Here is a 13304-nt window from a genome sequence, read left to right on the forward strand (position 1 = left end):
GGCCGCTGACGGAACGTGCTCAGCTTGGTAACTGGGCTGCTTCCTTGCGCAGGAGTTCGGCCTGTTTGCGTAGTCGGTCGGCGGTAGCTGCGCAGGTCTACCCAACCCCGCGAAGACACCCGGGGGCAGGTCACCGCCCCCGCCCGGCGTCACCGGCGCGTTGCCGTTCACGATCCACTGGAACAGTGGGGAGGTGACGGCGCTGACGAGACTCGACACCGCCCCGATGAGTCCGAATCCGATCCCGTTGTGCTCGGGAAACCACCCCGAGATGACCTTGAACGCGATGCCGAGACTTGAACAAAATCCGAAGATCGACGTGAGAACGAGGAGCGTTCCCAGCAGCCAGGTCGTCCCCGAAGCGAGCGGGACGCACGCCGTGCCGATCGCGTAGAGGATCACCGTGGGAAGAGCGACGCGCCGAGCATCGTGCCGGTCCACCCAGCGTCCGGCATACGGCAAGAGGAGCGGGCCGAGGAGGATCGGCAGGGTGAGGAAGAGCAGGATCCCGTCCGCCGGCGGCGTGCCTGTCTTCATCGCGTACGCCGGCACGACGAACACGCTGAGCGCCGCGAGGCCGGAAGGGCTGATGGCCACGAGGAGCAGAGTGCCGATCAGTGCGGCCTTGGCTCGGCTGGGCGCCTTCAAGAAGTCGCCGACGTACTGTTTCAAGCTGAGCTTCGGCGGAGCGCTGTCGTGCGTCGGCATCGGGTTGGTCGGGCGCGGCGTAGCGGCAGACCCCGTCGACACCGATGGATTCTTTTGAGACACCGGAGTTCCCTTGCACTCAATTGAAGCGGGCGTCGACGTCGACGTACGCGCTGTTCAGCTCTTGGTGATGATCATGCTTGTTTGACGCAGTTGGTCTAAGGGCGAGGTGGCACTCCCCCGGGCGTCGGGCCGTGCGACGGACCCGTGCCGGGAGGCGGGGGGCTGAGTGCCGCCATCATCGGGAACGGTTCGAGGCCGAACAGGTCTCGTCCGTTGATCTCGGCCATCGGGTCCACGCGGAATGCGCCATGGGTCGCAAGGACGTGGATATCCCGCACCGCACGCTGGATGGGGTTCGAGAGCGCGACCGCCGACGAGCCGAGCGCAAGCAGCAGGCCGTCGACCATGCGGAGACACTCGTGGATCTGGTGCACCAGGTCCATCGTGATCTCGGGCTCAACCCATGGCAGAAAGTCCTCCCCCGCGAGCGCCCGACGGTCGATCTCGTCGGCGTGCCGCCAGAGCACCGCGTCGGCCGCATTGATGACCGCACGCGCCTTGCCCGCGACGACCTGGATCGACGCCATCTCGGACATCGTCTTGTAGGGGAGGTTGAACGGCGGCCGCTTCGCCGCCTGTTCGAGGAACGACTCGAGGGCACCCTGCGCGATCCCGATCGCGAGGGCAGCGAAGGAGCAGGTGCTGGCGACCATCGATCCGATCGAGCTGTGCTTGAAGGCCAGTCCGGAATACTGACCGCGCAGGCCATCCATCCGTCGCAGGAGGTCGTTCGTGTGGACGACGCGGTACTCGGGGACGAAGACCTCCTGGTCTGCTCGGATGCTGTTCGAGCTCGTCGCCTGGAGACCCAGGACGTGCCAGTCGTCGACGATCACGTACTGGTCGCGGGAGAGGATACCCATCGCACGTCGTCGTTCTCCGCTTGCCGGGTCGTCGTACTCGAAACCGACCGAGCCCCAGGCGGCGTGCTTGCTACCGCTGCCGTAGGACCACTTCCCCTTCACCAGGTAACCGCCTTCGACCTTCCGGCCGTCGCCGACCTTCGGGGCGAAGACGGTCGCGCCGAACATGATCGGCCCGACCCAGTCGTCGATGCCGGCGAAGACCTCGTCGCGGGCCTTCGGATCGAAGCCCAGCGCACCCTTCCCTGCGCTTGAGACGATCACGAGCCAGGCCGCCGAGGCGTCGCCCTGGCCGAGCGCCTTGACGATCTCCGCAGTGTCTCGTGCGCCCAGTGCGTACCCTCCGAGCTCGACCGGGATCGCGACCTTGAAGGCACCGACGCGGTCGACCGCCTCGAGCGTGGCCGGCGCGAGCGCTCCGAGCGCCTCGCCTTCGGCCGCATGCTCGCGCAACAGCGGCAGCAGTTCGAGGATCTCATCGCGCATCCGACGCCCGACCTCGCTGAGGTGCGGCGACTCGGGGAACTTCGGCCCAGTGGCCGAGGGGCCACCCAGGGGCGGCAATCCCGGCGGGGGGCCGCCTACGGACGGTGTCGCTTCTGCGGTCATCAGTCGCTCACATCACTGTCTGTGGTCCAGGGGCGAGTTGGATCAGGGACGAGGTCCCGGCGGCGGACCGGGTGGAAGCATCGGTGCCGGCGGGCCTTCGGCCCGCAGCGGCTGGAGTGCGCCGACCCAGCGCAGCAACTCGGTCAGCATGGGCCCGACCGCCGGCTCCGCGGAGGCGGGCGCTACGAACTTGCCGGTCTGGAGATGCTGCATCACGAGCGGCAGAACGACTCCGTCGGGAATCGGCATCATGCGAACGGTCGTGACGATCTGCTTCATGGCCTGAACCGCTCGGAGGCCCCCGGCGATGCCGCCGTAGCTGACGAACGCGACTGGCGCATACGTCCATTCACGGCCGAGGTAGTTGAAGGCATTGAGCAGCGCAACCGACGGCCCGTAGTTGTACTCGGGGGCGACGAAGACGAATGCGTCCGCTTCCCGGATCTTCGACGCCCACCGCTGCGTGTGCTTGTTCTCGTACTTCCCGAGCACCGGATGATGCGGCTCGTCGAGCACCGGCAATTCGTAGTCGGCGATGTCGACGAGCTCGACCTCGAAGCGTCCGTCGGCGACGGCTCGGTCGTAGACCCAGTCGGCGATCGGCTTCGCGATGCGACCAGGTCGGGTGCTCCCGACGATGATCTGCAGCTTCGGCATGCTCAGTCCCCCATCGGGTTCTGCCCGGGGACCACCTTGCGGAAGGTACTCCAATGCTCGGCGAGCTTGCCGTCCTGGACGCGGAAGACCGTGAGGATGTTCCACTCGTACGTCGCGCCGGGCACGACCGGATCGGGTGCGAGTTCGCGCATCATGAGGCAGGCGACGTCTCCGTCGAGAATGACGCCCACCACTGGTGGCGGCGTCGAACCGTCGATGGGCACACGCCGGAAGTGCTCGATGAGGTTGTCGCGGCCGTTGCCGGGCGTGTTCGGGTCGCGCTGGATGTAGTCCTCGGCGATGTACTTCGTCATCACCTCGACGACCCGCTCCTGCACCGCGTTGTCGCGGACCATCCGGGACAGGTCGGCTTCGAACTCGATGAGCAACCGCTTGATCGCAGTGCGCTCCGGCGATGGGTCGGCCGCGACCGCGGCCTTGAACTCCTCGTTGTCGAGCCAGTTGGCGTAGATCGCAGGATCACTGATCTCCGCGATGCCGTTGACTATCGTGAATCCGCTCATGGGCGATGTCCTTCCTTTTGGGGCTCTGCGCGGCGCTCGGGTACGGCACCGCCGAACATGGGGAACGGCTCGAGCCCGACGACCCGTCGACCGTTCTGCTCGGCCTGCGGGTCGACGCGGATCGCACCGTGGGAGGTGAGGACGCGGACGTCGCGGACAAAGCGCTGGATCGGGTTCGAGAGCGCCATCGTCGAGGACCCGATCGTCTTCTGGAGAAGATTGATGGCCTCCTCGCACATATTGGCGGCCCAGGCGAGATTGAGGCTGATCTCGCTTTCCTCCTCGGGCGAGAAGTCGAGACCGGCCGCGGTGCGCGCGTCGAGTTGATCCGCGACCGACTCGATCGTCGTAGCCGCGACATTCGTCATGGCAAGCGCCTTGCCGGCGGCGACCTGCGCGCTCGCCATGTCAGCGACAGTGGGATACGGGAGACTGAATGGCTTGCGCTTAGCCGCCTGGATGCCGAACTCCTTGAGTGCGCCACGGGCCATGCCGAGCGCGATCGCCATGTCGGCCAGCGAGGCGGAGATGAGGAGGGCAAGTCCGCGCTGCTGGTATGCGGGACCGGCGTAGTGGTCCCGGACGTGCTGGAAGCGCAGCGGGTACTCGGCGAGGTCGAGGAACCGATGGCCGGGCACGAAGACCGGTTCGGCAACCCTGAGGCTGTTGCTCCCGGTGCCGGACAGCCCCATGACATTCCAGTCGTCGAGGATCTCGTACTGGGGCCGCTGGAGCAGGACGACTCCGCGACCGGAGCCCGGGTGAGTGGACGGGTCGTACTCGACGCCGACGAGGGCCCACTTCGCATGCTTGCAACCGCTGCCGAACGCCCAGCGCCCGGTGACCTCCCAGCCACCGTCGACCTTGCGACCGCGACCGACGTTCGTCGCGAAGACACTCGCGCCGACGATCGCGGGGCCGACCCAGCCGGCGGTGTCGATGCGCACCTCCTCGATCGCCTCCGATTCGAGGCAGAGGAGGTTCTTGATCCCGACGCCGACGAACGCGGCCCAGCCCGCGGAACCATCCGCCTCTCCAAGCGCGCTGATGATCTCGACGAGATCGCGGGCGCCGAGGGCATAGCCGCCCCATTCGATCGGCTGGGTCATCTTGTAGATACCGGCGCCATCGAGCGCCTCGAGGACGCGCGGCGTCAGAGCGGCGATCCGCTCGCTCTCCTCGGCATCCTCGCGGATGAGCGAGTGCAGCTCGCGCACCTTCCCCTCGATCTCCCGACCCCGATCCGTGATCCACGGCGATTCGATTCGACCGATCGGCACGGGAGGCAAGTTCAGAGGCGGCGGAAGGGGTGCGGCCGGGGCGGCCTGGTTCATCGGTGACCTCCTAGGCCATTCATCGAATGGGAAGCATTTCGTTTTACTGAACGGCGCAGAGACCTGCCTCGGGGCCGTATGACTGACGAAGGCGACGGGCTCGTACAGCCCGTCAGGTTCTTGTGTGCGAGGCATCCAGCCGCCGGAAGCGGCTGCCATGAAACACCAGCGGCTCAGTCGCCGACTGGGTCCACAGGCGGTCGACTTCCAGCAGCGCGATGTTGTGATCGCCGGCGGGGACCTCACCGCGAAGGATGCACGAGTACCAGGTGACGGCGCCGGGGAGAAACACCGCTCCGTCCTCGCCGGCCTCCCAGGCACAGTCGGCGAACCGGTCCTGCTCGGGGCCGGCCAGTGCTCGGCACAAGGGCCCCTGGTCCTCGGCCAGGACACTGAGCCCGAGCCACGGCAAGCCCCGCAGCCGTGCCCATGTCTTGGAGGAGCGCTGCAGGCAGACCGACACCATCGGCGGCTCAAGCGACACGGAGGTGAAGGAACTGACCGCCATGCCGAGCGGTCGACCGTCGACCACGCCGCACACGGCGGTGACTCCGCTAGGGAAGCTCCCGAAGGCCTCCCGCAGCGTCGATGCGTCCAGCGTGGCCGCCAGTCTTGGCGCGCGGTTCGCGGCTTGGCCGAGACCCTGCTGTTGGCACCGGAAGGTCATCGGCCCCCTCCCCTCTCGGACAATATCGGCCAACTGGACTGTACCGTTCAGTGCGATTTGAACCATACGGTAGGGCCCAAATCACGTCAAGAGGTGGTGGGTTGTGACGACAAGCTAGACGGCTGGGCAGGCCCACCAGGCGGCGCCGCGCAGGACGGTGTCCCAGGGCAAACGAGAGGCCGTACTCGACGCGGAGGTCGAGCCGTTCCTGGCCGGCGGATTCGATGGGACCTCGATGGATGCGGCCGGCCGCGCCGGCGTCTCCAAGACGACCGTCGATGCCCACTTCGGCGACAAGGTCGAGCTCTTCCACGCCGTGGCCGAGCGCGGCCCCGCAGTTCCTGGCCTTCTTGCGAATCATGGTCGCCGAGGCGGTCCGTCGTCCCGAGCTGACTGAGGTCATCCGATCCCTCGGCTTGCCACACGGCGTGGCCCTACTAGCTGTTACAAGTTCCCTATGCGGTCATCGGCGCGGCCGGGTTCCGGCTCGCTGACGTCCGGGCTTTGGCGGGACTCGGATAGCGCGGCAGGAAGAGCGAAGCGACAGGACAAGGACGATCAGGCCTCCGGCGGTGAGCGCGATGAGCGTCGCGGTGTATCCACCTGTGCTCTCCGCGGCTCCCTGTGCCGGCACCGGAAAGAGTCCGATGCCGGCGAGGGTGACGATGCCCAGCGTGATGCCCTGGATCTGAGCGAAGGCCCGCATACCGAAGTAGCACCCCAGAGGCACGGTCCGGTGGTGCACTCCGCACCGGTCACGAGCGGACGGGGCGGTCTCGTGCTGCCAGTGGCTCCCTGAAGGCGCCGAGTGGACTCCGATTGACGAACTGTACGATCCAGTGCAATCCATCGATCAAGAGGCCCGCATGCCGCCCCGGAGGTAGAGCGCAGAGGTCATAGCGTGCGGTGTCGGAGCATCCCGCAGGAGTGCTCAGGAACGCCGTGGCGCTGAAGGTCTCGCCTCCCGCGCCCGGCACGTGTCAGGAGTTCGCCCGCGACAGCCAGGGGAAGACCTGACTGATCGCAGAATCGGGGGCATCCGGCAGGTCGCCGGCGCGCAGGCCCCGCAGGAAGATGGCCGTCGCCCACCGGGCGTACGCCTCGAAGTGGACCGGGTCACGGTCGGCCTCCAGATCCAACAGCGCGTCCATCTGCGGTGCGGCCACCGTCATGCGCACGAACAGTCCGGCGTAGGCCTCCACGTCGGGAAGGACATAGCCGCGCTGCCGCGCATCCTCGCGGAGCGCCACGGCCACCAGATCGACGACATGGGGTACGCCGAGGGACCGAATCGCCTCGGTCAGCTCGGGGCGGCGGGCCGCCTCGACAGTCAGGACGCGAATGAAGGCCAGATAGTTCGGGGCGGTCGTGGCCTGGAGGAGCTTCAGGACGATGCGCGCCAGCCTCTCCTGGGGATCGTCGACGGAGGCGAGCATCGTCTGATCCAGATCGAAGTCGAGGGAGGCTCCTCCGCGGGCGATCACCGCACGGAACAGCTCCAACTTGTCGCCGAAGTGGGCGTAGACGGTCGTCTTCGAGACACCGGCCTGCGCCGCCACGGCATCCATCGAGGTTTGATCGAAGCCGAATTCGAGGAACAGCTCGACGGCGGCGTCGAGAATGGATCCCCGCTTGCTCCGCCCACCCGCGCGCTGGGGACGCTCCTGTTCAGCCATCTCGCTCCTCGCCGAGTCCCCGGCCACGGTCAGAGCCGGTACACATCTCATCTCTTGACCTTTCACTGAACCCTACCGTACGGTTCAACTGTACTGAACAGTGCAGTCCAGTTGAGCTGTGAAGGAGCCCTCATGAGCAGGCCGCCCTCTCCGACCCCCTCAAGGAGATCGACACCTGGATCGGTCCTCTGGTCGTCGGTGCCTCCGTGTTCTCCACAAGCGTGGGATCGGCCCGCCGGGCGGACGGCGGGTGGCTGGTTTCCGGGAAGTGGGCGATCGGCAGCGGCTGCAAGCACGCGGCCTCGGCGGCCGTGGGCGTGACCTACGAGGACTCGGAAGGCCGGCCAGGCCGGGCGATGGCACTGCTGAGCCGCGAGCAGTACACGATCCGGCGGACATGCCGTCGACCCAGGTGGCCGCCGGTACGGCCCGCGCGATGATCAACGCGGTGGAGGCGACCATCCTCGGCCATGCCGACGAGGTGGACCGCCGCGCCCTGGCCGGGATCGAGTTCACGGGCGCCGAGGAGTCCGAGATCACGATGGACCTCGTCTACGCGGTGCGGCTGTGCGCGGACGCCATCGACAAGCTCCAACTCGCCATCGGCTCCTCCACGGTGAGCTTGAAGAACCCGATCCAGCGCTTCGCGCGGGACGTGCGCGTGCTGGCCACCCATGGCGCGATCCGCTTCGACCCGTTAGCTGAGCTCAGCGGCCGCCCGCTCCTCGGACTCGAACCGTTTCCCATGTTCGCCGGTGGCGTGCCCCAGGTGGGCTGAGCTGACCGCCGCATAGGGAGAAGGAAGTGATGACCATGTCGATCAATGAGCACGGGCCCCGTGGGCTCAAGAATTCGGGCTCCGGCCTCGAGCCGCGGCCCACACCAGTGGCGCCAACGGACGCGCGGGCCCTGCGGGAAGCGTTCGGCTGTTACCCGAGCGGGGTGATCGCGGTGTGCGGAATGGTGGACGATCGTCCCGTCGGAATGGCGGTGAGCTCCTTCACCTCCGTATCGCTGGCTCCGCCCCTCGTCTCGGTGTGCCTTCAGACCTCGTCCCGTACCTGGCCGAAGCTCAGGCAGCTGCCACGGCTGGGCCTGAGTGTCCTGGGCGAGCAGCAGGGTGCGGTGTGCCGCGCGCTGGCAGGTGCAGAGGAGGCCCGGTTCGCCGAGGTGCACTGGGAGACGACCGGAGAAGGAGCGGTAGTCCTTCCCGGGGCGGTCACCTGGTATACCTGCACGCTCCGCACCGAACTCCCGGCGGGCGACCACACCATCGCCCTGCTGGAGATAGATCGCCTGTGGGCGCTGCCGTCGGCCGAGCCCCTGGTCTTCCACGGAAGCCGCTTCCGGCGGCTCGACGACGGCGACAGGTCGGCTGTCTCCGCCTGAGAGGGCTGCCACCTCCTTATCCACTGAGCCACTTCGGCATCGTGCACGGCGTCGCCGAGATCAACGTCCCGCACTCCCAACTGGGTTGACGCCGGCGCCTCTGGGCAACCTCGCGCTCCCTTTTTCCCGACCTATTCATCTTTACATCTATAACGAATGGTCGCGCTCCGCCGGGAGCAGTACGAGATTCTCAACGACTGGGACGTCATGGGTCTGTCGGGATCGGCCAGCAACAGCCTTCGCGTGCAGGACGAGGTGTTCGTCCCGGCGCACCGCTTCATTGACCTCGCCGACGTCCCGCTGCGGCTGCAGCCGGTGCGCGACCGCCACACAGGCGCCGGCTTCGCGCAGCGCGGTCTGGCACTGCTGCTCTGCGCGTCACTCGCGAACATCGTGATCGCCTTGGGGATGGCACGGGGAGCGCTCGACTGCTTCGCCGAGGCGAAGCAGGAGGACGTCGACCGCGCCGTGGCCGCCGCGGAGAATCTCGCGCTGCTGGAGACCCGCGACACCGGCCCACCTGGTGCGGGACACCCTCGGGCTCGACGTCCAGCGCACCGCCGCGACGTTCCGCTACTTCGGCGGAATGGCCGACAAATTCCAGAGCACAGTGGTCCCGGTCGAACCGGGCTTCCTCGACCACGTCGTGCCGGAGCCGCTGGGCGTCATCGGGCAGATCGTCCCGTGGAACTTCCCCGTCATGTTCGTCAGCTGGAAGCTGGGACCCGCCCTGGCCGCCGGAAATCCCGGCCCTGGTCGCCGGTGACCGGCGACCAGGGCGGTCGGGTGCCGACCGTCAGTCGAGGGCCGGAGCGGTGTCCGTGATCGGCGCGGACGAGGGGTAACGGGGCAGGTAGTAGGCCATGACGGTGAGGATCAGGCTCACGGCCGTCAGGCCCACCAGGACGCCGGTGTAGGTCCCGGCCTTTTCACCGGCCCCCTGCGCCATGACGGGCACCACGGCGACGGGGAGGGTGAGGAGGCCCAAGGTCAGGCCCTGGAGCTGCGCGAAGTTCCGCAGGCCGAAGTAGCGGCCGAGCAGGTAAGGGCCGATCGTGGTCTCGGCTCCGGTGACCAGGCCCAGCAAGCACATGGCCAGGAACAGCGACCAGGCCGTGCCGTGGGAGCCGATCATGATCAACAGGCCCACCGGGATGCAGGCGGCGAAGACGACGACGGTCCGGGGGTGCGCGCACGGTCCAGCACCAGCCCGGCGACGATCTGCCCGACGATCGAGGAGATCAACAGCGCGGAGAGGGAGAAGGCCACCAGATCTTCGGAGTAGCCGCGCTCGCCGAACAAGGGAACGGCATTTTGCCGCACGCTCACGATCGAACTTGCCCCCAGCCCGAGGATCGCCATGATGAAGATCCACGTGCGCGAGCGCAACGCGACCCCCATCGGCGCCCCGGGCAGCTCCGGTGCGGGCTCCTCCGCGCCTCCGGCCCGGCCGGTGCCGCGCGCCCGGACGACCTCCTCGGGTTCGGAGAGCAGGAAGATCTGGGCGGGGAAACCGATGAGCAGGATCGCCGCTCCCAGCAGGAGATAGGTACCACGCCAGCCCACGGCGTCGATGGACGTCTCGCACAGCGGGGCCAGGACGGCGCCCGCCAGGCTCGACGAGCCACCGATCAGCAGGGAGAAGGCGATGCCGCGGTGTTCGGTGAACCAGGCGGACACGACCTTGTAGACGACGCCCATGGTGGCGAAGTAACCGAACACCGTGGAGCCCAGCAGAGGCAGGATCAGCAGGAGCCTGTCCCCTCCGGCGGCCATGACCGCGGCGGTCGTCAGCCCGTAGAGCAACATAGCCGGGATCGCGACCGCCCGGGCGCCCCACCGGTCGGTCCAGCGGCCGGCCAGCGGCAGCATCAGCGGACCGGCGAGCAGCGGCAGCGAAAGGACCGACAGCGTCTCGGCGCGGGACCAGCCGTAGTCCGCGGAGATCGGCCCGACGAGGAAGGTGATGGTGGCGACGAGCGCGGCCGGGCTCAGCGCCATCGCGAGCACGCAGGCGATCGCCGCCTTCCACGCTTGTGCGGGATAGATGCGCATGGAGGAGAGGTACGTCCGCAGCGAACGCGTGCCGGTTTCCCCGGAATCGAGGACGGGGGTGGGAGGGGCCAGATCCGGATCTGGGTGGGACATCGCGACCTTCTTCACGCAGTAACCTGCGCCACAGTGATGGGCGTGAAATCGGACTGTACGGTTCAGTACGCTTGTCGTCAAGAATCTGCTCGGGAGACGTCGCCAGGTGAGCCGCCGGTCGCGCAAGTGGCACCTTAGGGGGCATGCCGGAACTCACCAGGCTCCTGGAGACCCTTCCCGTGTGCTAGCCGAGGACCGGCAGGACACCTGCCGCGCGCTCGCGGCGAAGGAAGGAGACCGATTCTCCGCCGTCACCTGGGAGAGCGACGACGGAGCACTGTTCCTCCAAGGGGCGGTCTGCTGATCCGACTGCACCCTGCACGCCGAGTTCCCGGCAGGCGATCACACGATCGCCGTCCTGGAGATCCCCGAAGCGAGTGCCGAGGATGTAGCTGAACGGTGCCGGGTCGGCATCGAGCCCGATCTACACGGTTGTCGAAGACGAACTCCCGTCGCCGCCGGAGGAGCCACACGCGCTCGTCATGACCACTGCCCCCATGGCGGCCATCGCCAAGCAGAGCCGAGAAGCGCGTGGCAAGGGTGGTGACATGCCCCTTCTCCTTCTGGTCATGTCAGCGCCCGGCCGGGGGTTCGAAGCCGGACATTTTCATGAACGGCTCGGTTCCCAGGATCTCCCGGCCGTTGATCTCCGCCATCGGGTCGAGCCGAAGCGCCCCATGCGTCGCCAGAACCCGGATCTCGCGGACGAACCGCTGAATCGGGTTGGCCAGGTCGACCGTCGACGAGCCGAGCGCGAGCTGAAGCGCATCGATCGCCTGCGCCAGCATGTGGATCGTGAAGACCAAGTCCATCGTGATCTTCGGTTCGTCGAACGGGGTGAAATCTTCGTCGCGTAGCGCGCGGCGGTCCAGTTCGTCGGCGTATTGGTGGATCGTCGCCCGTGCGACATTGATCGCCGCGCGCGCCTTGCCGGCGGTCACCTGGACTGACGGCATGTCCGCGACAGTCGGGTAGGGCAGGTTGAACGGCTTGCGATGCCTGGCCTGCTCCGTGAAGCACTCGAGACAACCCTCGGCCATCCCGAGCGCCAACGCCGCGAAGATGGTCGGTGTGAGCAGCATCGACCCGAACGTTCCGAGCTTGAACCCGAGGCCGTCATAGCGGCCACGCAAGGTGTCCACCATGCGCGGGACGTCCGCCATGTCGAAGACCCGGTGCTCGGGAACGAATCCCTCCTCGTCGAGAGTCGTGATGCTGTTGCTGGAGGTGCCCATCAGACCCATCACATGCCAGTCGTCGAGTATCCGGAACTCGTCGCGCGGCATCAGCGCCATCGCGCGGCGCCGACCTCCGTCTTCGGAGGTGTACTCGACGCCGACCGTGGCCCAGGCCGCGTGCCTCGATCCGCTCCCGAAGGTCCACTTGCCGCTGATCATCCAGCCGCCGTCGACCTTCCGCGCCTTACCTACCACGGGTGACAGCAACGAGGCGCCGATGATGATCGGCCCGTCCCAGGTCCTGGCATCCCGGAACACCTCTTCGACTGTCCGCTCGGGGTACGCGAGGCTCATCCGCGTCGCGGTGGCGACGATCGCCAGCCAGCCGACGGCGGCGTCGCCGCTCCCCAGGGCCGTGACGATCTCGGTGATGTCCCGGGCGCCCAGAGCCGTGCCACCGTACTCGGCGGGAAGCGTGAGCTTGAAGACACCCACGTCGCTCACGGCCTTGAGCGTCTCCGGTGTGAGCGCCCCGATCCTTTCGCCCTCCGCGGCGTTCGCGCGGAGGACCGGGATGAGATCCCTGATTTCGTCCCGGATCCGTCGCCCGGTCTCGCTCAGGAACTCCGACTCTCGCTCCGGAACGTGCGGCGCGGCGGGGTTCATGACCTCTGTGACGTCCGGCTGGTTTATCTTGCCTCTCCCAAATCACTCATCAGCGGCGCAGCTCGGAGTGCGCCGACTGCCGGGCTGCGACCGTTGGTGTTCATCTAGGTGTTGGCCGGCCAGCCAAGATTGCCCGCCCGTTGCCGGGCACGTTCGGATCGTGCTGGACGTAGTCCTCGACGAGGAACTCTTCGAGGGTGCGGTCGACCTGATCTTCGGCCTGACGGCTCAACACCAGCCGTGCGAGTGCCGCTTCGAAGTCGATGACCAGGCGCTTCATCGCGGTCGCCTCGGCTGTCGCCGACAGGGACAGCGCATCGAAGAACTCCTCACGCCTGCGGACCCATCCGCCGAGCACCAGCGAAAAACCGGCATCACACACGACTTCGGTCACGTTTCCGATGTGGACTCGATAACATCGGACTGTACCGTACAGTGCAATTTTGTCAACGACTTCGGCTGATCTCTGTGAAGCCGAACGGGCATCCAACGTGTCGCACGACGGCGAGGTCGTGGCTGATGAAGGCGACCACTTTGATCCATTCGGGCGGGTCGGCGAAGAACCGGCCGATGGCTCGGCTGATGGTCGCGGTCGAGGGTGAGGACCGCGACGCGCTCCATTGAAGATGGACTCGCTCCTGCGCCCCCAGATCCGCTATGACCGGGCGCTTCCAGACGCATGCGGAATGGGTGACGGCGCTCTTTCTGCACGGTATCCGTCTTTCTGCACAGTATCCGTCCCCGCGAGGACGGCGCTGAGACGCCGCGCCCACCGGAGACCTACGCCTGTCCCTGGCTACCGGGTCCCGCCTGAGGCCGGCA

General features: G+C 67.2%; 16 protein-coding genes. 5 read left to right on the top strand and 11 right to left on the bottom strand.

Annotation, left to right across the window (positions count from 1 at the left end; translation table 11 throughout):
* The 6 genes from ETD86_RS31735 to ETD86_RS31760 form a co-directional block, all read right to left on the bottom strand.
* The coding region (locus ETD86_RS31735) for an MFS transporter (protein ID WP_211370442.1) at positions 1-672 on the bottom strand (672 nt) is incomplete at its 3' end.
* 194 nt (positions 673-866) lie between these two features.
* The gene (locus ETD86_RS31740; protein WP_170223376.1) at positions 867-2120 is read right to left on the bottom strand and encodes an acyl-CoA dehydrogenase family protein; all 1254 of its coding nucleotides are present in this window, start codon (positions 2118-2120) and stop codon (positions 867-869) included.
* A gap of 165 nt (positions 2121-2285) precedes the next feature.
* Positions 2286-2900 (bottom strand): NADPH-dependent FMN reductase, encoded by a 615-nt coding sequence (locus ETD86_RS31745; RefSeq protein WP_138670333.1) that lies wholly within the window; start codon positions 2898-2900, stop codon positions 2286-2288.
* Between the two features lie 2 nt (positions 2901-2902).
* Entirely contained in the window at positions 2903-3424 is a 522-nt protein-coding gene (locus ETD86_RS31750; RefSeq protein ID WP_138670335.1) for a nuclear transport factor 2 family protein, read from the bottom strand.
* Complete coding sequence (locus tag ETD86_RS31755; RefSeq protein WP_138670337.1) at positions 3421-4758, bottom strand: acyl-CoA dehydrogenase family protein; 1338 nt, start codon at positions 4756-4758, stop codon at positions 3421-3423. Before ETD86_RS31755 ends, ETD86_RS31750 begins: the two co-directional genes overlap by 4 nt.
* A 112-nt stretch (positions 4759-4870) precedes the next feature.
* Complete coding sequence (locus tag ETD86_RS31760; RefSeq protein WP_138670339.1) at positions 4871-5425, bottom strand: flavin reductase family protein; 555 nt, start codon at positions 5423-5425, stop codon at positions 4871-4873.
* 157 nt (positions 5426-5582) lie between these two features.
* On the opposite strand from ETD86_RS31760, the gene ETD86_RS60245 reads away from it, so the two are divergent.
* On the top strand, positions 5583-5822 hold the full coding sequence (locus tag ETD86_RS60245) for a TetR/AcrR family transcriptional regulator (RefSeq protein WP_170223377.1): 240 nt from the start codon (positions 5583-5585) through the stop codon (positions 5820-5822).
* A gap of 583 nt (positions 5823-6405) precedes the next feature.
* On the opposite strand, the gene ETD86_RS31770 is transcribed toward ETD86_RS60245, so the two are convergent.
* Positions 6406-7101 (bottom strand): TetR/AcrR family transcriptional regulator, encoded by a 696-nt coding sequence (locus ETD86_RS31770; RefSeq protein ID WP_138670341.1) that lies wholly within the window; start codon positions 7099-7101, stop codon positions 6406-6408.
* Positions 7102-7498: 397 nt separating this feature from the next.
* Here ETD86_RS31770 and ETD86_RS57330 point away from each other — a divergent pair, with 397 nt between their 5' ends.
* The 3 genes from ETD86_RS57330 (at position 7499) to ETD86_RS59310 (ending at position 9256) form a co-directional block, all read left to right on the top strand.
* Positions 7499-7879: an acyl-CoA dehydrogenase family protein gene (locus ETD86_RS57330; protein ID WP_211370443.1), complete on the top strand. Its 381-nt coding sequence runs from the start codon at positions 7499-7501 to the stop codon at positions 7877-7879.
* Between the two features lie 35 nt (positions 7880-7914).
* On the top strand, positions 7915-8490 hold the full coding sequence (locus ETD86_RS31780) for a flavin reductase family protein (RefSeq protein ID WP_211370444.1): 576 nt from the start codon (positions 7915-7917) through the stop codon (positions 8488-8490).
* Between the two features lie 523 nt (positions 8491-9013).
* A complete protein-coding gene (locus ETD86_RS59310; RefSeq protein ID WP_211370445.1) occupies positions 9014-9256 on the top strand; it encodes an aldehyde dehydrogenase family protein in 243 nt (80 codons plus the stop codon).
* A gap of 30 nt (positions 9257-9286) precedes the next feature.
* On the opposite strand, the gene ETD86_RS31790 is transcribed toward ETD86_RS59310, so the two are convergent.
* Together ETD86_RS31790 and ETD86_RS31795 are read right to left on the bottom strand one after the other, a co-directional pair.
* Positions 9287-9640, bottom strand: a complete 354-nt coding sequence (locus ETD86_RS31790) for a hypothetical protein (RefSeq protein WP_138670344.1) — start codon at positions 9638-9640, stop codon at positions 9287-9289.
* Positions 9628-10653 (bottom strand): MFS transporter, encoded by a 1026-nt coding sequence (locus tag ETD86_RS31795; RefSeq protein ID WP_170223378.1) that lies wholly within the window; start codon positions 10651-10653, stop codon positions 9628-9630. The genes ETD86_RS31790 and ETD86_RS31795 overlap by 13 nt, the downstream gene beginning before the upstream one ends.
* 166 nt (positions 10654-10819) lie before the next feature.
* Here ETD86_RS31795 and ETD86_RS59315 point away from each other — a divergent pair, with 166 nt between their 5' ends.
* Complete coding sequence (locus ETD86_RS59315) at positions 10820-10942, top strand: hypothetical protein (protein WP_281286993.1); 123 nt, start codon at positions 10820-10822, stop codon at positions 10940-10942.
* Between the two features lie 268 nt (positions 10943-11210).
* Here ETD86_RS59315 and ETD86_RS31800 read toward each other — a convergent pair whose 3' ends face one another.
* Positions 11211-12482: an acyl-CoA dehydrogenase family protein gene (locus ETD86_RS31800; RefSeq protein ID WP_138670348.1), complete on the bottom strand. Its 1272-nt coding sequence runs from the start codon at positions 12480-12482 to the stop codon at positions 11211-11213.
* 100 nt (positions 12483-12582) lie between these two features.
* Entirely contained in the window at positions 12583-12876 is a 294-nt protein-coding gene (locus ETD86_RS31805; RefSeq protein WP_138670350.1) for a hypothetical protein, read from the bottom strand.
* Positions 12877-13304 lie beyond the last annotated feature (428 nt).

It is taken from the genome of Nonomuraea turkmeniaca (assembly GCF_005889735.1).
Taxonomy (GTDB): domain Bacteria; phylum Actinomycetota; class Actinomycetes; order Streptosporangiales; family Streptosporangiaceae; genus Nonomuraea; species Nonomuraea turkmeniaca.